General features: G+C 48.0%; 14 protein-coding genes. 9 read left to right on the top strand and 5 right to left on the bottom strand.

Translation table 11 applies throughout. The annotated features are described in order from the left end of the window. Positions 1-480 precede the first annotated feature (480 nt). Positions 481-1,161 carry a porin family protein gene (locus I6E49_RS05380; RefSeq protein ID WP_235400885.1) on the bottom strand — a complete coding sequence of 227 codons (681 nt, stop codon included), beginning with the start codon at positions 1,159-1,161 and terminating at the stop codon, positions 481-483. A 430-nt stretch (positions 1,162-1,591) separates the two neighbouring features. On the opposite strand from I6E49_RS05380, the gene I6E49_RS05375 reads away from it, so the two are divergent. From I6E49_RS05375 to I6E49_RS05345, 7 genes are all read left to right on the top strand, one after another. Further along, positions 1,592-2,101: a flavin reductase gene (locus I6E49_RS05375; protein ID WP_235400883.1), complete on the top strand. Its 510-nt coding sequence runs from the start codon at positions 1,592-1,594 to the stop codon at positions 2,099-2,101. Beyond that, positions 2,088-2,822 carry a hypothetical protein gene (locus I6E49_RS05370; protein ID WP_235400881.1) on the top strand — a complete coding sequence of 245 codons (735 nt, stop codon included), beginning with the start codon at positions 2,088-2,090 and terminating at the stop codon, positions 2,820-2,822. The genes I6E49_RS05375 and I6E49_RS05370 overlap by 14 nt, the downstream gene beginning before the upstream one ends. Positions 2,823-2,957: 135 nt before the next feature. Next, positions 2,958-4,286, top strand: a complete 1,329-nt coding sequence (locus tag I6E49_RS05365) for an MFS transporter (RefSeq protein WP_235400880.1) — start codon at positions 2,958-2,960, stop codon at positions 4,284-4,286. A 216-nt stretch (positions 4,287-4,502) separates the two neighbouring features. Continuing rightward, positions 4,503-5,501, top strand: coding sequence for a glycoside hydrolase family 130 protein (locus tag I6E49_RS05360; protein WP_235400879.1), 999 nt, complete (start codon positions 4,503-4,505; stop codon positions 5,499-5,501). A 281-nt stretch (positions 5,502-5,782) separates the two neighbouring features. Then, the gene (locus I6E49_RS05355) at positions 5,783-7,219 is read left to right on the top strand and encodes an amidophosphoribosyltransferase (RefSeq protein WP_235400878.1); all 1,437 of its coding nucleotides are present in this window, start codon (positions 5,783-5,785) and stop codon (positions 7,217-7,219) included. Between the two features lie 381 nt (positions 7,220-7,600). Further along, the gene (locus tag I6E49_RS05350; RefSeq protein ID WP_235400877.1) at positions 7,601-8,689 is read left to right on the top strand and encodes a YeiH family protein; all 1,089 of its coding nucleotides are present in this window, start codon (positions 7,601-7,603) and stop codon (positions 8,687-8,689) included. A 258-nt stretch (positions 8,690-8,947) separates the two neighbouring features. Further along, positions 8,948-10,861, top strand: coding sequence for a polysaccharide biosynthesis protein (locus I6E49_RS05345; protein WP_235400876.1), 1,914 nt, complete (start codon positions 8,948-8,950; stop codon positions 10,859-10,861). Positions 10,862-11,069: 208 nt separating this feature from the next. Here I6E49_RS05345 and I6E49_RS05340 read toward each other — a convergent pair whose 3' ends face one another. The 4 genes from I6E49_RS05340 to I6E49_RS05325 form a co-directional block, all read right to left on the bottom strand. Beyond that, a complete protein-coding gene (locus I6E49_RS05340; RefSeq protein WP_235400875.1) occupies positions 11,070-11,711 on the bottom strand; it encodes a DedA family protein in 642 nt (213 codons plus the stop codon). 42 nt (positions 11,712-11,753) lie between these two features. Then, positions 11,754-13,190, bottom strand: coding sequence for a tetratricopeptide repeat protein (locus tag I6E49_RS05335; protein WP_235400873.1), 1,437 nt, complete (start codon positions 13,188-13,190; stop codon positions 11,754-11,756). Between the two features lie 95 nt (positions 13,191-13,285). Then, positions 13,286-15,001 (bottom strand): glutamine--tRNA ligase/YqeY domain fusion protein, encoded by a 1,716-nt coding sequence (locus I6E49_RS05330; RefSeq protein WP_235400871.1) that lies wholly within the window; start codon positions 14,999-15,001, stop codon positions 13,286-13,288. A gap of 318 nt (positions 15,002-15,319) precedes the next feature. Next, on the bottom strand, positions 15,320-16,231 hold the full coding sequence (locus I6E49_RS05325) for a TIGR01212 family radical SAM protein (protein WP_235400870.1): 912 nt from the start codon (positions 16,229-16,231) through the stop codon (positions 15,320-15,322). A 153-nt stretch (positions 16,232-16,384) separates the two neighbouring features. On the opposite strand from I6E49_RS05325, the gene I6E49_RS05320 reads away from it, so the two are divergent. Together I6E49_RS05320 and I6E49_RS05315 are read left to right on the top strand one after the other, a co-directional pair. Next, positions 16,385-18,589: a DPP IV N-terminal domain-containing protein gene (locus tag I6E49_RS05320; protein WP_235400869.1), complete on the top strand. Its 2,205-nt coding sequence runs from the start codon at positions 16,385-16,387 to the stop codon at positions 18,587-18,589. 214 nt (positions 18,590-18,803) lie between these two features. Continuing rightward, positions 18,804-20,153 (top strand): ATP-binding protein, encoded by a 1,350-nt coding sequence (locus I6E49_RS05315; protein WP_235400868.1) that lies wholly within the window; start codon positions 18,804-18,806, stop codon positions 20,151-20,153. Positions 20,154-20,175 lie beyond the last annotated feature (22 nt).

Raw genomic sequence — 20,175 nt, 5'->3', positions numbered from 1 at the left:
TTAATGAATACTTAATCGTAGGAGGTTATGGCGTCCTCGCCATAACCTGAGCAGTCAACCCGCTCAAAGTTTCTAATTGATAATATGTGTCAACAGGCTGCGCAGGCTATGGCGGGGACGCCATAGCCTCCTACGGTTTGCATTGCCAACCATCGGTAGGTGAGTGCTGTTTATAGTGTTGGCAACGGGTAGATTTTCAAAACATTATAATCTTAATCTTCCACGCTCAATATTCCTCATTCCAACACTAAATATACCATATTCCAAAAGGACCCCTTTTGCCCTTCAAAAGGGCTCCTTTTACACAGCAAAAGGACTCCTTTTGCGCTCCAAAACGAGTCCTTTTGGAATGCAAAACGAGTCCTTTTTCTTGGCAACTATATTTTTAACCTGTTTAATACCTTGTTCCGTTAGCTTGCAATTGCGTTACGGAAACTTGTAAGCGCTTGTGCGTTAACTTGTTAGTACTTCTATGGTTGTTTAGAAGTTCACTCCGAAGTTGAACATGACGGCACCGTTGCGCGAACGGTCGAACGTGTCGTGGCAGATGTTGGCAAGTCCGATGTCGTAGGTCAGGTCGGCGTAGAACATGTCGTAACCGATGCCGCAACCTATGCGCAGACCGCCGTCCAGACGGCGGAAGTTGTTGCTGTCGAACGAGCTTTCAGCCTCGCGCTCGGCAAAGTTCTTTATCTTTCCGCCTACGCCCACAGCAAAGTATCCGCCCATGAAGGGTTGCAACGAGAAGTGGTCGTCCACCTCGTACTTGTATTTTACAACCGCCGGAATCTCCAGATAGTTCAAGTCGTAGGTCATCTTCTTGCCGTCGGGCAAATCCTTCTTGCCACCCTTTTCTATATACGACAGTCCCGTCTCAAGATACAGGGGCGCTGTGTCGGTGAGCGGAATGCCTGCCACTACGCCCACGTTGAGGCCCGTCTGCCAGTTGCCGCCGTCGAGACGTTCGTCGTCAGAGTTGACATACGAGAACGACGGACCGATGCGCAGACCGTAGTAGGGCACGCCGTAGCCGTGATGATTGTAGCCGTAGTCGAGTCGTCCGGTCTGTTTGTTGTAGTATCTGCTGTCGCGATAGTGTTGTGCCGAAGCCGGCATAAGAGCCAGGATTAGGGCAGCCATGATGAAAGCTAATCTTTTCATATCCATATTTTTATTGTTTATATATGTTCGTATTTGTGATAAGGCAGCTTATCTTATGCAAAGTTATAAATAAGACATTAATCAATCGTAGTGGAAATCCCTAAATGATAGGGGAGAAACCCTATAAGGTTATTCTCTTTTGGGGTTCATTCGTAATTTGGAGTGATTCAATTATGAACCTATAAGTAGCGGAGGTCTCTGGCCTCCGCATTACCAAGTCGAATACAAATCATCATTACTAATAATAGTATTTGTATCATTGATTGCTACGGAGGCCGGAGACCTCCGCTACTATGTAAACTTGTTACATTATAATAATAAATAATTATTATCACTCCATTTCCGGATGGACTCTTTTTTACCATATGGTTTGGTCGTTTTCTGCTTTTTGTGTAATTTTGTTGGAATAAAAAAACAAAAGCTTTAGATTATGAAAAAGATAGAAGTTTCGGAGTTGACCGACAATGTGTTTACAACAATCGGCAAGGAGTGGATGCTCGTTACGGCGGGCACCAAGGACAAGTTTAATATGATGACAGCATCGTGGGGATGCCTGGGATGGCTGTGGAACAAGCCCGTAGCCGTGATGTTCATTCGTCCCGAACGCTACACCCACGAACTGATAGAGCAGGGCGACAACGTCAGTCTGGTGTTCCTCGGCAACTCGGAGGAGGCTCGCAAGGCCTACGCCTTCTGCGGATCGAAGTCGGGACGCGACCATGACAAGGCTTCAGAATGCGCACTCACACCCGTAGCCACACCCGACGGACACATCACCTTCGGCGAGGCACGACTCACACTCCAGTGCCGCAAGCTGTACAAGACACAGATTCGCCCCGAGGAGATGATAGACAAGAGCATAGAGCAGTGGTATGGCGCCAAGGGCGGATTGCATGACGTGTATGTAATGGAAATAACGGCTGCTTATGAAGGTGAATAAATATAAGGTGCTGGCAACGCTGGTGCGCTCGTTTTTCGACGCTTTCTCGTCGGGCATTATCGACAACAATGCTGCCGACAAGAGCGGTACGCCTGCCGACAGACACATGCCAAAGGCTGTGAAGCAGATGATGCTCGACCACTATGAGCACATTGCGCCAGTATTCATGGACACGATGTTCTTTCCGCTTGCGGCAATGAACTATGAGTACTCCGACATAGAGCGTGTGGTGCGTGAGGCGCAGCAGCGAGGCGACGATATGATGGCACTGGTGCGTACGGCTTGCGGCGACGACGCAATGTACGAGGCAATGGTGAGCGAATACAAGCGCAACTTCGGCAATCTGTTGTCGGGACGCATGGCATCCAATGCCGACCATCTTGCAGCATACACCCGAGGCGGCGACGCTGAGGCTACATTGGCTGCGGAAAGAGCCGTCGAACTGACTGTACGCGTGGTGATGTTTGCCTACGCACGAGGCATGCGACAGAACGCCAAGGGCAAGGTGCAGCTGCGACAGGCCACTCTGTTCCGAATCATGCTCGACGCTATGAACGTACTGCTCAACGATGAGGCGGTTGGTGTGGACGATGCCGATGCTTCCGACTTGGGCACACTCTTCCTCAAGGTATGCCATACGCAGCAGATGTTCACGGCCATGACCGACGAGATGGACCGCACTTACGACGAACTGGTGCGCCGCGAGGGAGTGGAGCAATAATGCTAAAGAAAAACGAGACGCAGCATTACTAAAGTGTGTGAAAAATGTATGTGTTTCGTTTTTTTTCGGTAATTTTGTACAATCTAACATCATATTACGACAATTTTAAAACAATAATAAAACCGAATTAACCGAATGGAACCTAACAAAACTAACGGTCGTAGTCCCATTTCATGGGTGCCTACGCTCTATTTTGCCATGGGTATGCCCTTTGTGGTGCTCAACATGGTGTGCGTACTTATGTTCAAGGGTCTTGACGTGAGCGATGCCCAAATAGCACTTTGGACATCAATCATCATGTTTCCTTGGACGCTGAAACCGCTTTGGAGTCCGCTTCTCGAAATGTACAAGACCAAGAAGTTCTTCGTCATAGTCACCCAGATAGCTACAGGATGCATCTTCGGACTCATAGCGCTGGCTCTGCATCTGCCCGACTTCTTTGCCGTTTGTATCGCATTGCTCTCTGTGATAGCACTGAGTGGTGCCACTCACGACGTGGCTGCCGACGGTGTGTACATGGCTTCGCTCTCAAAGGACGACCAGGCGCGCTACATCGGATGGCAGGGCGCATTCTATAATATCGCCAAGATTGCTGCCACGGGCGGACTCGTTATGCTTGCCGGTGTGCTCATAAAGCACTTCACGGGCGATGTAAGTACGCTCGATGCAGCCGCAGCTGCCGTTGCCAAGCGTCAGGGAACGGTCATGGCATGGACTGTTATCATGGCTGTCATAGGCGTAATAATGGTGTTGCTGGGATTGTACAACGCCAAGTTTGTGCCTGCCGACCGTCGCGACACTTCTACCGAACGCCCTGGACTGAAGGAGACAATGGTGGAGCTGGGCAACGTTTTCGTCGACCTCTTCCGCAAGCGCCACATTATATATTATATATTGTTCATCATCCTCTATCGCTTTGCCGAAGGATTTGTAATGAAGATAGTTCCGCTGTTCCTCAAGGCCGACCGCGCCAATCAGGGATTGGGACTCTCGGAGGAGCAGATAGGATTGTGCTACGGCACGTTCGGAGCCGCAGCCTTCGTCATCGGCAGTATTCTTGCCGGCTATTATGTGGCTCATCGCGGACTGCAGAAGTCACTGTTTTCGCTCTGCTGCGTGTTCAACCTTCCGTTTATCGCCTATACTCTGCTTGCCATTTATCAGCCCGAAAGTCTCTGGCTCATCGGTGGCGGTATCGTGCTGGAGTACTTCGGCTACGGATTCGGATTCGTCGGCTTGACGCTTTTCATGATGCAGCAGATTGCACCGGGCAAGCATCAGATGGCACACTATGCCTTCGCGTCGGGCATCATGAATCTCGGCGTAATGCTGCCTGGCATGCTTAGCGGATACGTAAGCGACTGGTTGGGCTATCGCGACTTCTTCATCTTCGTGCTCGTTTGCACCATCCCGGCATTCCTCATCACGTGGTTTGTGCCGTTTACTTATCCGGATAAGAAGTAGAAAGCCCCATAACACCTCCGTAAAGCCCACAAAGCCCCACCCCCGACCCCTCCCCCGTAGGGAGGGGATTGATGTGCAAATTAGGCTATAGAATTAATCATTGCAAATTGAACGTTAATAATTACATGATTAATCATTGATAATTGAACATTAATAATTACACAATTAATCATTGCAAATTGAACATTAATAATTACATATTTAATAATTAAAACAATGAGCAAACTAATCATTTCTGGCAATCCTCTGCCCAATATGCCTTGGGAAGAGCGTCCTGAAGGTCAGCGCACTCCGCTGTGGCGCTGCTCGAAGAACCCGATTATTCCGCGCGACTTGCTGCCTACCAGCAACAGTATATTCAATAGTGCCGTAGTTCCTTTCGGCGAAGGCTTCGCAGGAGTTTTCCGTTGCGACGACACCAACCGCCGTATGGTGCTGCACGTTGGCTTCTCTAAGGACGGAGTCAACTGGAACATTAACGAGGAACCGCTGCGCTTCGAGTGCGACAACAAGGAGATTGGCGAGTGGGTGTACGGCTACGACCCGCGCGTGTGCTTCATCGAGGACCGCTACTATGTGACATGGTGCAATGGTTATCATGGTCCTACAATCGGTGTGGCTTGGACTAAGGACTTCAAGACATTCCATCAGCTCGAAAACGCATTCCTTCCCTACAACCGCAACGGTGTGCTCTTCCCTGAGAAAATCAACGGCCGCTTCGCAATGTTGTCGCGTCCGAGCGACACAGGTCACACTCCGTTTGGTGACATCTTCTACAGCGAGTCGCCCGACATGGAGTTCTGGGGACGCCATCGCCACGTTATGGCTCCTGCAGCATTCGAGTTGTCAGCATGGCAGTGCATGAAGATCGGTGCAGGTCCGGTGCCCGTTAAGACATCTGAGGGCTGGCTGCTGTTCTATCACGGCGTACTCCGCTCATGCAACGGCTACGTTTACGCATTCGGTTCGGCTCTGCTCGACCTCGAACAGCCCTGGAAGGCAACCCATCGTTCGGGTCCTTACCTCATCTCTCCGCAGACTCCCTACGAGTGTATGGGCGATGTACCTAACGTTTGCTTCCCCTGCGCCGAAGTACACGACCCCGAGACAGGTCGGATAGCTGTATATTATGGCTGCGCCGACACCGTTACCGGTCTCGCCTTCGGATACATTCCCGAAATCGTGGAGTGGACAAAGAAGAACAGCATCATCTAATTGATGATATGCACTCAATAGGAGGCTACGGCATCCACACCAGTAACCAGCGCAAACTACAATACAATAACATAGAAACTTGCGCAGGCTACGGCGAGGACTCTATAGCCTCCTTTTTTAGCAACTATATTTTTAAATTCTCAACTATACACTTCAAAATACTCATTACAGACCGCTGAATATTGTTTTCTGCAAATAAACTTTGATGTAAATGTATATTTTTTCATCAAATATCATTAACTTTGCAACACAAATCTTTTATAAAACACATCTGAAATTTTATGGGAGGCATATTCGGCACCATTTCCAAGAAAAGCTGTGTGACAGACGTTTTCTATGGAACTGACTACAATTCACATCTCGGAACGCGACGTGGCGGTTTGGCGATGTACAGTAAGGAGAAAGGATTCGTCCGCTCCATCCACAATCTGGAGAATTCGTATTTCCGCTCCAAGTTCGAATCGACGCTCGACCGATTCGAGGGAAGTACTGCGGGTATTGGTGTAATCAGCGACACCGATGCGCAACCACTTGTGATAAACTCGCATCTCGGACGATTTGCAATCTGCACTGTGGCAAAGATTGTAAATATCGAGGAGCTGACCAAACAACTGCTTGAGAAGAACATGCATTTTGCCGAATTGTCGCAAAGTGCTACCAACCCAACTGAACTTATAGCCTTGCTGCTTATTCAAGGCAAAACGTTCAAGGAAGGTATAGAGAACGTATACCATAACATCAAGGGCTCTTGCACCATGATGATTCTTAAGGAAGACTCGCTTATCTGCGCCCGCGACGCATGGGGACGCACTCCATTAATAATAGGTAAGAAGGAGGATGCTTACGCAGCTTCGAGTGAGTCTACTTCATTCCCGAATCTTGATTTCGAAACTGTTTATAATATCGCACCGGGTGAGATTATTGAGCTTAAAGCCGATAGCATGACACAGATACGCAAGCCTAACAAGAAGATGCAGGTTTGCTCGTTCCTGTGGGTTTACTATGGTTTCCCGACCTCAACATACGAGGGCAAGAACGTGGAGGAGGCTCGTTTCAGCAACGGTTTCAATCTTGCTAAGACCGACGATGTTGAGGTGGACTGCTGTTCGGGCATTCCCGACTCGGGCACAGGTATGGCTATGGGTTATGCTGCAGGCAAAGGCGTGCCTTATCAGCGCTGCATTGCCAAGTATACTCCGACATGGCCGCGCTCGTTCACACCGTCAAATCAGGCTATGCGTTCGCTTGTTGCCAAGATGAAACTCATACCTAACAAGGCTATGATCAATGGCAAGCGCGTGCTGTTCTGCGACGACTCTATCGTACGTGGCACTCAGTTGCGCGACAATGTGAAGGGTTTGTTTGATGCAGGACTTAAGGAATTCCATATGCGTATAGCTTGTCCGCCTCTGGTTTACGGCTGTCCGTTCATCAATTTCACATCTGCCAAGAGCGATATGGAGCTTATCACACGTCGCATTATCGAGAAGTTTGAGGGAGATGCCAATAAGGATCTCGACAAATATGCAACCACCGACTCACCGCAGTACACCAAGATGGTGGACGAGATACGTCGTCAGTTGGGACTGACCACGCTGAAGTTCAACACCATCAAGCAGCTTATCAAGGCTATCGGATTGCCCAAGTGTCAGGTGTGTACACACTGTTTCGACGGCTCAAGCAAGTATACGCTTGAGGAGCAGGCTGATGAAGATTAATGTTGATGCGATTGTTTTTAGTCGTATTTCGATAGGGATTGAATCCCCTATAAACCATATCCAGACCACCGTTGGTGGTGTGTGGGGCAATTAATGCATAACGTCCTGGAAGGGTAAAGCGCCAAAATGTTTCGCTTTTGCCTTTGCAGGGGCGTCTTAGTTTGTGTACGCTTTATCAGCAATTGATTTTTTTTAGTTTCGCAAGCTGAGGTAGTTAAGAAGCTAAGAGTTTTTCGCGTCCTATGGTCGCTAAGGTGTCAAGCCATTGTTTTTTTTGCTTAATTTATGGCATGAAGAGCATTAGGCTTAACTCCTTAACTTCTTTAACTTCTGAATTATTGTACTTTGCGAAAGTTCAGTTAATTATTTATTGATTTCACTATGAATAAAAAGGAACTCTGCTATATATTGATTGTAGTTTTACTGGGAGTGTCGCTGCTGTTGGGATTTGCCGTTGAAGTGTTCGGCATCGACTTGGGACCGGCTGCTTGGGTGGCAGGTTGGGTGTCGTCGCCAGTTGCTTTGGCTGTAGGTTTTGCGTTTGCAATGCTGTTTGGCAAGGCGTTTCCCGACTTCAACAAGACAATGTCGAAGAAGCTGTTGCAATACTCTGTCATCGGATTGGGCTTCGGCATGAACGTCGACAAGGCACTGGCATCGGGCAGCGAGGGTATGGTGTTCACCATCGTCAGCGTGTTTGGCACTCTTGCACTTGGTTGGTTGATAGGTCGTAAACTTCTTGGTGTCGACTCACACACCAGCTATCTGCTTTCGTCGGGAACCGCAATATGCGGCGGTTCGGCAATCGCTGCTGTCGGCCCGATAATAAAGGCACGTTCCGAAAGCATGTCTGTGGCACTGGGCGTAGTGTTTATTCTCAATGCCATAGCTCTGTTTGTGTTTCCTGTTATAGGCGATGCGTTGTCAATGACAATGAAACAGTTTGGCATGTGGTCTGCCATTGCCATCCACGACACCTCATCGGTGGTTGGCGCAGGAGCCGCTTACGACCAGATGTACCCCGAATTGGTGGCTTCGCAGGGTGTAAGTGCATTGGAAGTGGCTACAACTATCAAGCTCACACGAGCCTTGTGGATAGTAGTGCTTGCCCTTGTCACACCCTTCTTCTTCCGCAAGTCGCTTGCAAATACAGCTGATGGACAGTCGAAACCGTGGTATAACAGTGTGCCGCGATTCATCATCTGGTTTATTGTTGCAATACTTTTCAACACCTATATCCTCAGTAATGCTTCGCTGTTAGGCGACGGTACGGCTGCAATGGGTGCGCAATTTAGTGGTGCAGTCAACAAGTTGGCGAAGCATCTCATCACGCTTTCGTTGTTCTTCATCGGAGCTTCGCTCACTCGTGAGACATTACGTAGCGTCGGATTGCGTCCTCTTGTTCAGGGAATTTTGCTTTGGGTGAGCATAAGCTGTGTAAGTCTGGCGTATATATTCTGGCTGGAATAGGAAGAAAACGTTGATACATGTCATCTTATTGTTCCAAAAGTTAGTTTTCTTCTCCAATTGGGGGGTAAATATTAGAATCTTATTGTTATATTTGTTGTATTCGGGTTATTTGTACTATCTTTGCAAACAAAAGTGTAAAATACTGTTTTTGCAATTTGATTAATCTGAGGTCAAACATATATAAAGGTATAAGGAGTGTCCGCTTATTATGTGCGGATTATAGTCCTTAATATAAAAGGAACATACGGAAAGGTCATTATGAAATTCTTTTGTAAATTATCAAACTGGTATTTCTCCAGCAAGTCGCTTCCTTATTGGGGAGTGTTGTTCTTAGATTGTTTAATAGTGTTCTTCGCGGGATACGTTAGTGGCTATCTTGAACATGGTGGATTGGAATTTGCTCAGCATTTTTGGAGCATCACGGCAGGCAATATTTTATGCGTGCTGCTATTCGCTGTGGCTTTCCGTTTGTTTCATACTTATTCCGGAATATTGCGTTATTCGTCGCTTGTCGACCTCGAACGAGTAGGCATGGCATCATTCGTAGGTGTCTGCATGTCGTACGTTTTGGGTGCAGTTCTTGATGCGTTTGATGTTGAAAACGTTGTTATGCCTTCACTGTTCGGCTGCACCGTGATGTTTGTTTGTGCTTCAATGTTGATGTGGGTGGAACGAATGTTCGTTCGTGCAATGTTCGATGTGTTCAAATCGGACAAAGCTTTGCCCGTTGCAATATATGGAACGCAGAACGGAGGTGTAAGTCTTGCCAACAGCATCATGCTTATGAAGGACCAGCCTTATATGCTTCAGGCTTTCATAAGCGACGGCGACGATATGCGAAAGACCTATCTTCTCGGCAAAAAAGTATTTCTTAATCAGAAGGGAATAGCCGGTATTATGAAGGCATTGCACGTTAAGGTGCTGTTTGTTTCGCCTCTTAAGTCGGATGATTTCCGCAACAATCAGCAGATGGTTGACGAATTCGTGCAGGCTGGTATAAAGATAATGATGATGACGGCAGCCGAAGAATGGGACGGAAAATCAGACCTTTCGTTCAACCAGCTGCATGAGATTGAAATCGAAGACTTGCTGCCTCGTGACAAGATAGAGGTAGACATGAATGCCATTGGAGCTATGCTTAAGGGCAAGCGCGTGCTCATTACAGGTGCGGCAGGCTCAATTGGTTCGGAAATGGTGCGCCAGGTGGCTGTTTACAAGCCTGCCGAACTCACCCTTATCGACCAGGCTGAAACTCCTATGCACTCTGTACGCTTGACTATGGCTCGTCAGTTTGCCGATGTCAAGAACGAGACTATAGTTGGAAGCATCACCGACAAGGCTTTCATGGAGAAGATATTCGCAGATCATCGTCCCGAATACGTGTTCCATGCAGCGGCTTACAAGCATGTGCCGATGATGGAAGACAATCCTGCAATGGCTGTGCGCAACAACGTGAACGGCACTCGTATCATCGCCGACCTTGCCGTGAAGTACGGCACCAAGAAGTTTGTGATGATTTCAACCGACAAGGCTGTAAATCCTACAAACGTAATGGGATGTTCAAAGCGTATCTGCGAGATTTACTGCCAGTCGCTCAATAAGGCTATTGTTGATGGTAGAGTGAAGGGTGTGACACAGTTTGTTACAACCCGTTTTGGCAATGTGCTCGGTTCGAACGGTTCGGTTATACCTATATTCAAGGAACTTATACGCAAGGGTGGACCCGTTACTGTGACCCATCCCGACATAATACGCTACTTCATGCTCATCCCTGAGGCTTGTAAGCTGGTGCTTGAGGCAGGCACAATGGGCAAGGGAGGCGAGATATTTGTGTTCGATATGGGCAAGCCGGTGAAGATTGTTGACCTGGCAAGACGAATGATTTCGCTCTCTGGAGCCAAGAATATTGAGATTAAGTTCACTGGACTTCGCGACGGCGAAAAGCTCTATGAGGAGCTGCTTTCGACCAAGGAGAACACTATCCCTACGCAGAACCGCAAGATTATGGTTGCCAAAGTGCATGAGTACGATTATGAAGAAGCCAAGAAGAATGAAGACGAATTGCTCCAGATATCGTACACCCACGACGACATGGCGATAGTAAAGAAGATGAAGGAGATTGTGCCTGAATACAAATCGCAGGTCAGCAAGTATCAAGTGCTGGATAAATAGGGAAACAAATAGACATCCCCAAAACAATAAATAGACAATAAAAAACAACAATAACAACATTGTTTTCACATTTACTAATGTGCATTTACAATGTTGTTATTGTTGTTTTTGTGTATATAATTAATTACAAGGAAGTACATTCTGGCTGCTCAGGCTATGGCGGGGACGCCATAGCCTCCTACAATTATAACTTCCTTTTATTCCTTTATTATTTTCTTTTCATTCCTTTGTATACCAGGAATGCTATAACAATCGCTGCAAGACCCAGCAATACATATCCTATTTCGTGGCTGTATTTCACGGCTTGCAGATAGACATCTTGCGTTGTCTTGTAGTTGGTATACTTGTATATTCCCCAACCGATAAGAGCGAGCACCGTGTTCCAGCATCCTGCACCGAGTGTGGTGTATGTGAGGAACTTGCCAATAGGCATGCCCGAGAGTCCGGCAGGAATACTGATGAGCTGTCGCACGGCAGGAACCAGACGGCCGAAGAATGTAGACGCAGCTCCATGTTCGCGGAAGAAGGCTTCTGACTTCTCCACCTTCTCGCGGTCGATGAGGCACATATGGCCTATACGACTGTCGGCAAAGCGGTATATAATGGGTCGTCCGAGCCATTTGGCGAGATAGTAGTTGATGAGTGCTCCAATGTTGGCGCCTACAGTAGCGAATACAATCACCAGTATGAAGGTCATTCCGCTGTCTGGGTCCATGGATTTCCATGCAGCCGGTGGCACAATAACTTCAGACGGGAATGGAATGAACGAACTCTCTATAGCCATAAATAGCGTCACAACCCAATAGTTGAGGTTGTTGAGAATCCACAGGAAAAGATCGGCAGAATTCATTTTTGTATAGCGTTAATTATTAGTATTGTTACCCTTTAAGTATTAATTTTTTTGTCCATCCGACATAAGTCTCATCTCATAGTCGTAATAATCCTTCGGATCGAGCGTTTCGGGATAGAATTCGCCCAGAACCTTTTTGGTTTCAGCCGGATTGCGTTGGCATGCTATTTTAAGGCATTCGATGTATTCGGCTTTCTTGTTGAGCGTCTTGAGGCATGCTGCGAGATACGCCATTCCTTCGTCGCCGTGATTGTCGTGCATGTCGGTGTACGACTTGAACATGCGATAGGCGATGGCAGGATAGCCACAGTCGTATACCGAGATGGCAATGCGGAAGAATATGTCGTGCGAGAACGACGTAGACTGCAAGGCACCCAGAAAACAGCGTATTGCCTCCTTGACGTGTCCATGTTCCAATTGTATGTGTCCTTTCACAATCGTTATCTCGTCCTTATTGGCATCGGGCTGCTTCATAGCCTCGTCGATACACGCCAGCGCTTCGTCGCGTTGGTCGAGTTGTGAGTATGTGAACGCCAGGCATTGCAGCACTTCGGTAGTGCCAAGATTCTGTTTTTTCAATGCTTCGAGCGCCTCCTTGTAATATTGTAGTGCCTTCTCGGTTTGTCCGATATTGAGCAGACAGTTGCCGATAAACATCGTTGCGGCTCCTTCATCGGGACAAAGCTGGTGGAATCTTTCGTAAAACTTGAGCGCTTCGTTGAAGTTTCCCAGTGAGAACAGGCCGTTGGCTTTGTTGAGCAGAGCCTCCTCGTCGTTCGGGTTGATGGCAATGGAGTATTCGCTCGATGTTATCGAGTCGTTGATACGGTTGCCCATGAACTGCGTCGAGGCCAGCGAGTTCCAGTAACGACCCGAGTAAGGGTCTTCGTCGAGCAACTGTTCAAACAGCTGTTCGCTCTGTTCGTAGTCGCCTTTGGCAAAAGCGATGCGCGCCTTTATCTCGCGATAGTCCTGCAAGTCGTCCTCGTCAGACATGGTGAGCCATTCGGCTGAGATGTCAGGCAGTCCGTAGTCGATGAATATGGTAGCCACATCGAGCACAAAGTCGGGCACATCGTCCTCGTCAATGTTGTCCATAGCGTTGCGCAGGAAGCTGTTTGCCTCCTCCGGTTTGTCTTCGGCTATCAATATTTCGGCTTTCAGATAGAGGCAGTCGATGTCGTACGCGTCGCTGATGAGCGAAGCATAGTAGCGGGCTTTTTCAATGTCCTTCTCGTCGATGAGCGCTATGCGTGCCTTAAAAACAAGTGGAAGCACGGCTCCAGGGTGCAGCCGCATAGCATAGTCGAGAACGTATTCTGCCCTTGGTTTGTCTTTTTTGTCGTAGTAGTATTCGGCAATATCCGACAGTTCGTCGCTCTCGAAATATTCGTCCTTGCCCATTTGCAGGGAGCGTTCGTAGCGTTGCAGCAGTCGTCCGAATTCTGGACTGTCAAAATATTTCTTGTTGTTGTCCATCTAAACAATGTTTAATGAAAAATGTTTAATGTTTAATGTTATAACAGGTGTGCCCAATTAAACATTAAACATTAAACACTAAACATTAAGAAGTATTATTTATTTTGTTTTGCCCAAGTATCCTTCAGTCCGACAGTCTTGTTGAATATCAGGTTGTCGGCAGTAGAATCGAGGTCGGCCATGAAGTATCCGATGCGCTGGAACTGCAGGTATTCGCCCGGTTTGCGTTCGGCAGCATAGTTCTCCACGTAGCAGTTGTCGATAGTCTTGAGGCTGTCGGGGTTGAGCAGTTCGTGGAATTCGCGCTCATCAGCACCGAGGTCAGCCACGGTGAAGAGTCGGTCGTAGATGCGTACCTGCGCCTTCTGGCAGTGGTCTGCCGAAACCCAGTGCAGGGTTCCCTTCACCTTGCGGTTGGCACCCTCCATTCCGCTCTTGCTTGTCGGGTCGTATTCTGCTTGAATCTCGATGATATTGCCCTCAGCATCCTTAGTGCATCCGGTACACTTCACGATATATGCGTTCTTCAGACGTACCTCCTTGCCCGGAGTCATACGGAAGAACTTCTTCGGAGCGTCCTCCATGAAGTCGTCGCGCTCAATCCAAAGATTCTTCGAGAAGGTAATGGTGTGAGTGCCGTCAGCCTCGTTTTCGGGATTGTTGATAGCTTCCATCTCCTCGGTCTGACCGTCGGGATAGTTGGTGATGACGAGTTTGACGGGGTCGAGCACAGCCGACACGCGCAGCGAGCGCTTGTTCAGGTCGTCGCGAACGGCAGCTTCGAGCAGCGCCATGTCGTTAAGGGCGTCGAACTTGGTGTAGCCGATTGAGTCGATAAACTTGCGTATAGACTCAGGCGAGTATCCGCGGCGGCGCATACCCGACAGTGTCGGCATACGTGGGTCGTCCCATCCTGACACGACTCCTTCGTTGACGAGAGCCAGAAGCTTACGCTTCGACATCATAGTGTATGTGAGGTTGAGTCGGTTGAACTCGATCTGACGCGGGCGGAAGTCGTGTATGTTCTCAGTCTCGCCGCGCATCTCCTTCAGGTAGTCGATAAACTTGTCGTACAGTGGACGGTGTGGCACAAACTCCAGGGTACAAATAGAGTGGGTAACGCCCTCGAAGAAGTCGCTCTGTCCGTGAGCGAAGTCGTACATGGGGTAAGCGTTCCACTTGGTTCCGGTACGGTGGTGTGGTGTATGAATGATGCGATAGATGATAGGATCGCGGAAGTGCATGTTGGGGTTGGCCATGTCGAGCTTGGCGCGCAGCACCATACTGCCCTCAACAGCCTCCGGAGTGTTCATCTTGTTAAACAGTTCGAGGTTCTCCTCAACCGGACGGTCGCGGTATGGCGAGTTGGTTCCGGGAGTAGTAGGAGTGCCCTTCTGCTCGGCTATCTGCTCGGCAGTCTGTTCGTCGATATATGCGTGTCCGTTCTTGATCATCCAGATGGCAAACTCCCACAGCTTGTCGAAGTAGTCGGAAGCGTAGTATATGTTGCCCCACTTGAATCCGAGCCATGCAATATCGTTAAGGATGTTCTCTACATATTCGTTGTTCTCCTTTGTAGGATTGGTGTCGTCGAATCGCAGGTTGCACACGCCGTTGTACTTTTCGGCAATACCGAAGTCCATGCAGATGGCTTTGGCGTGTCCGATGTGCAGGTATCCGTTAGGCTCAGGCGGGAATCGTGTCTGTATGCGTCCGCCGTTCTTCCCCTCGGCAAGGTCCTGCTCAACGAGCTGCTCAACAAAGCTGAGGCTCTTCTTTTCCTCAATCGTTTTTTCTTCTGTAACTGACATAATATATTGTTTTTTTTGTTTTATACATATTATTATTATAGTAGTTTCAGCAGGGTTTTGACGTTGGTTTTCAAATGTAGTCCTTTTGGCTTGCAAAAGGAGTCCTTTTACTCTCCAAAAGGAGTCCTTTTAGCCTTCAAAAGGAGTCCTTTTGCAAGCCAAAAGGGCTACATTTGCCGAGCCATGCCATTCGGTTGGCCGAAACATAGTATTTATTATGTGCAAAGTTAAGCAAAAAACGTGGATTGAGCGTTATTCCTGTACGATTATTTTGTTTTCATAACTCTCAACCCTCAACTCTCAACTCACAACTCTCAACTACAGCAGTCGTCCCTGCCACGTGCCCCTTCGCGTCATCTCATTGACCAGTCGGTTGGTGAATTCATAGTTCTTCAGTCCCCACTTGGGGGCGATGAGCATGTCGGCAGGCGACTGGCTTACAAATCGTTCTACAATAATATCGTTGCGCAGCCGTTCAAGATAGCGTATGCAAAGGTCGATGTATTCGTCGGCGGAGTATAGCTTGAACGGCTCGCGGCAATATTCTTCGGCAAGCTGCGTGCCCTTTATAATCTGCAGCTGATGAAGCTTCAGAATGTCGAGCTTCAAATTTGACACCACCTCCGATTGCCTTATGTTCTCCTCGGCAGATTCGCCCGGCAATCCTAATATTATATGTCCGCACGTCAGAATGCCACGGTCGTGAGTCTCGGCAATGGCACGGCGTGAACACTCGAAGTCGTGTCCGCGGTTGACACGCAGCAAAGTCTGGTCCGACACTGACTCAATGCCATACTCCACAATCATAAAAGTCTGGCGGTTCAGTCGCTCCAGATAGTCCATCACATCGCTGCCTACGCAGTCGGGTCGAGTACCTATTATTATACCCACAACATCATCCTGGCTCAAAGCCTCTTCGTATCGGCGCTTCAATGTTTCTACCGAAGCGTAGGTGTTGCTGTAAGCCTGAAAGTATGCCAGATACTTCATTCCCGTATATTTGCGTGCAAAGAACGCCTTGCCCTCGCTTATCTGTTCGGCTATCGACTTCGATGGCTGGCAATAAGAGGGGTTGAACGTGCGGTTGTCGCAGAATGTGCATCCGCCGATGCCTACATGTCCGTCGCGGTTGGGGCATGCAAATCCGGCATCAATGGATATTTTCTGCACACGAAACGGGAACTTGCTGCGTATCCAAGCCCCATAGTCGTTGTATAATTGTGGTGTCATAGTCAAAACTTATTGGTTTAGGAGTGCAAATGTACGGAAAAAATTATAACTTTGCAAAATATAGATGTGCGGCTCGATGCAACGCTCCAGCCGACATCTATCAGCCCATAAAGACAATACAATTAATAATCAATAACTAATAATTAATAATTAATGAAGCGTTTAATCCTTATCTGTACAACATTCCTTATGATGTTTGTATCTTCAGTGTCGGCTGCCCAGAAGATTACTCTGGCAGACGTTACAGGCAGTAAGTTTGCGCCAAAGGTGGTGTCGGGCATCAATCCCATTGAGGGAACCGATACCTACGCCCGCATCAGCGACGACGGCAAGCGCATTGTCACTTATTCGTTCAAGACCGGACGCGAGCAGTCTGTACTCTTCGATGTAAACAACACGATGGGCGAGAAAATCTCTTCGTTCGACGGCTATACCATGTCGCCCGATGGAACACGTCTGCTCATACAGACCAAGACCAACTATATATACCGCCGCTCATACACCGCCGTACACTATATCTACACCATCGCCTCGCGCAAACTGGAGCGTCTGTCTGACGGCGGACCTCAGCAGGTGCCCACATGGTCGTCTGACGGTCAGCAGGTGGCATTCGTTCGCGAAGGCAACATCTTCCTTGTCAAGCTGCTCTACGACAATGCCGAGATACAGGTGACTAAGGACGGCAAGTTCAACGAGGTCATCAACGGTATTCCCGATTGGGTGAATGAGGAGGAATTCGGATTCAACCGCGCCCTCACCTTCAACGCCGACGGCACCATGCTTTGCTGGATTCGCTACGACGAGTCGAAGGTAAAGACCTATTCGTTGCAGATGTACAAGGGTATGCGTCCCGAACATTCGGAGTATACCGACTATCCCGGATTCTACTCTTACAAGTATCCCAAGGCAGGTCAGGACAACAGCGTCGTTACAGCGTGGAGTTACGACATCAAGAGTCGCAAGATAAATCGCCTTAATGTGCCCATCGATGCCGACGGATACATGCCTCGCATCAAGTCGACAGTCGATCCCAACCGCATCGTAGTGTACACTATGAACCGTCATCAGGACCAGCTCTGTCTCTATGCTGTCAATCCTCGCACCACCGTAGCCCAGCTTCTCATCAAGGAGTCGGTGCCCAAGTATGTGCAGGAGTCGGCAGTTGAAGCCATCAAGTTCGTTGGCAACAACATCATTCTGCCCAGCGACCGCTCTGGATACATGAATCTGTACATATATAATATGAACGGTCAGTTGCAGCGCACCATCGGTGGCAAGTTCGATATTACCGAAGTGTATGGCTACGATGCCAAGACAGGCGACGTATATTATCAGGCTGCCGCTCTTGCACCAACCGACCGTCAGGTATACGTAAATCATAAGAACGGCAAGACTGAGCGTCTCACCGATGCTGAGGGATGGAACTCGGCACTCTTCTCGGGCGACTATCAGTACTTCATCAACACTTGGAGCGACTACAATACACCTTATGTATATACTACACGCACACGTGCCGGCAAGGTGATATCTACGCTTCAGGACAACAGTCAGCTGCGTCAGACCATAAAGGAATACGGATTCTGCAAGCGCGAGGCTTTCTCGTTCACCACTTCTGAGGGCGTCACACTCAACGGATGGATGCTTCGTCCGCTCGACTTTGATGCTTCCAAGCGCTATCCGGTCATAATGCATCAGTATAGCGGCCCCGGCAGCCAGCAGGTCAAGAACGCTTGGAGCGCAGGTTCGATGGGTCAGGGCGGTGCTTACGACTCATATCTCGCACAGCAGGGCTTCATCGTAGTGAGCGTTGACGGACGTGGCACAGGCGGACGTGGCGCCGAATTCGAGAAGTGCACATATCTCAACCTCGGCGATTTAGAGTCGCGCGACCAGGTAGAGACAGCTCTCTATCTCGGAACGCTTCCTTATGTAGACAAGGATCGCATCGGTATATGGGGATGGAGTTATGGCGGATTCAACACTCTTATGAGTATGAGTGAGGGTCGTCCCGTATTCCGTGCCGGAGTTTCAATAGCTCCTCCAACCAACTGGCGCTTCTACGACTCGGTATATACCGAACGCTACATGCGTACTCCTAAGGAGAACCCCGACGGATATGCTACCAACCCGATAGAGCGTGCCTCTAAACTGCACGGAGCATTGCTTCTCTGCCACGGAACTGCCGATGACAACGTTCATCCGCAGAACATGTACGAATATTCGGAGGCTTTGGTTCAGGCAGACAAGGACTTCCGCGAACTGCTCTACACCAACCGCAACCACGGCATTTATGGTGGCAACACACGCAATCACCTGCTTCGTCAGGTGGCACAGTTCTTTATGACAGAGCTGAAGTAAAAAACAGCTTGCTGAACTTATTTCAATAAATAAACGGCAGACTCTCTGATGGGAGTCTGCCGTTTTATATATAGTATGTTATTGTTTCACCAATAAATATTCAATATAATACTTGTGTAATATCTCGAAAAGGTGTATTTTTGCATTGTAATAAATCTCAAAAAGGTGTATTACGTAATGATTGAATATCTCAAAAAAGTGTAAAGAGGTTACTATGAAGCGAAAAATATATCAACAACTCCTTGAGTGGAAAGAGAAAAGAAACGGTGAAGTGGCACTACTCGTAGAGGGTGCGCGGCGCATAGGTAAGAGTTATATCGTAGAGGAGTTTGCCAGGAATGAATATGAGTCATATATCCTCATCGACTTTAACAAGGCTCCACAGATGGTCAGAGACTGGTTCGACCTGTATCTGGAAGACCTTGATATGCTGTTTCTCTATCTGAGTCAGCACTATAAGGTAAGGCTACATGAACGCAAGTCGCTTATCGTTCTTGACGAGGTACAGTTGTGTCCCAGGGCGAGAGCTGCCATCAAGTTTCTGGTAAAAGATGGTCGATACGATTACATAGAGACAGGATCGCTGGTAAGTATTAAGAAAAATACACAGGGTATTGTGCTACCATCGGAAGAACGCCCTATACAGATGTATCCAATGGACTTTGAAGAGTTTCTTTGGGCTACCGGTAATGACATGCTGATGGACTTGATACGTAAGATGTATGCAGAAAAGAAGCCCATGGGACAAGCTTTCCATCGTCAGGCTATGGATGCATTTCGTCTCTATATGATAGTGGGAGGTATGCCACAAGCCGTCAAGAAGTATGTTGAGACGAAAGATTTCGATGCCGTAGATGCCGCCAAGCGCGATGTACTGACCATTTACCGTAATGACATCTTCAATTATGCAAGTGAGATAGCCGATAAGGTGGCTTCTATATTCGATCAGATTCCTCCTCAGCTGTCTAAGCATGAGAAGAAGTTCCGGCTGTCTGCTCTAAAACCTGGTGCTAAATATCGTGATTGGGACGATGCTTTCTTCTGGCTGAAGGATGCAAGAGTCGTCAACATATGCTACAACTCGACTGAGCCTAACATCGGACTGAAGATGAACGAAGACCGCACTACTCTGAAGTGCTATATGAACGATACGGGCTTGTTGATCAGTCACGCTTTTGATGAAAAGGGTATTGTATCGTCAGAGATTTATCAGAAACTGCTCTTTGGAAAGCTGGAGGTGAATGAAGGGATGCTCATTGAGAATGTCGTGGCACAAATGTTGACAGCCAGCGGCAATAAGCTCTTTTTCTATAGTAAGTCATCAGAAGAAGCCGAAAATCGTATGGAGATAGATTTCTTGCTTCAAAAGGACAAAGTGACAACACGTCATAATATTCGCCCGATAGAAGTCAAAAGTGGCAAGAACTACACGTTGTCTTCCATAACAAAGTGTATGAATAAGTTTGGAGAATATATGATCTCTCCTACTGTTTTACATGCAGCCGATTATAAGGTTGTTGATGGTATCACCTATCTTCCGCTTTATATGACCCCCTTATTATAAGTATAAGGAGTGTAATATATTT

The organism is Leyella stercorea (genome assembly GCF_021531655.1).
Note: the sequence above shows the minus strand (reverse complement) of the source record. Positions and strands in the feature narration are given on the sequence as shown.

Coding starts and splice junctions, on each gene's coding strand:
- I6E49_RS05380 (WP_235400885.1), bottom strand. CDS start 1,161: ATGAAAAGATTAGCTTTCATCATGGCTGCCCTAATCCTGGCTCTTATG.
- I6E49_RS05375 (WP_235400883.1), top strand. CDS start 1,592: ATGAAAAAGATAGAAGTTTCGGAGTTGACCGACAATGTGTTTACAACA.
- I6E49_RS05370 (WP_235400881.1), top strand. CDS start 2,088: ATGAAGGTGAATAAATATAAGGTGCTGGCAACGCTGGTGCGCTCGTTT.
- I6E49_RS05365 (WP_235400880.1), top strand. CDS start 2,958: ATGGAACCTAACAAAACTAACGGTCGTAGTCCCATTTCATGGGTGCCT.
- I6E49_RS05360 (WP_235400879.1), top strand. CDS start 4,503: ATGAGCAAACTAATCATTTCTGGCAATCCTCTGCCCAATATGCCTTGG.
- I6E49_RS05355 (WP_235400878.1), top strand. CDS start 5,783: ATGGGAGGCATATTCGGCACCATTTCCAAGAAAAGCTGTGTGACAGAC.
- I6E49_RS05350 (WP_235400877.1), top strand. CDS start 7,601: ATGAATAAAAAGGAACTCTGCTATATATTGATTGTAGTTTTACTGGGA.
- I6E49_RS05345 (WP_235400876.1), top strand. CDS start 8,948: ATGAAATTCTTTTGTAAATTATCAAACTGGTATTTCTCCAGCAAGTCG.
- I6E49_RS05340 (WP_235400875.1), bottom strand. CDS start 11,711: ATGAATTCTGCCGATCTTTTCCTGTGGATTCTCAACAACCTCAACTAT.
- I6E49_RS05335 (WP_235400873.1), bottom strand. CDS start 13,190: ATGGACAACAACAAGAAATATTTTGACAGTCCAGAATTCGGACGACTG.
- I6E49_RS05330 (WP_235400871.1), bottom strand. CDS start 15,001: ATGTCAGTTACAGAAGAAAAAACGATTGAGGAAAAGAAGAGCCTCAGC.
- I6E49_RS05325 (WP_235400870.1), bottom strand. CDS start 16,231: ATGACACCACAATTATACAACGACTATGGGGCTTGGATACGCAGCAAG.
- I6E49_RS05320 (WP_235400869.1), top strand. CDS start 16,385: ATGAAGCGTTTAATCCTTATCTGTACAACATTCCTTATGATGTTTGTA.
- I6E49_RS05315 (WP_235400868.1), top strand. CDS start 18,804: ATGAAGCGAAAAATATATCAACAACTCCTTGAGTGGAAAGAGAAAAGA.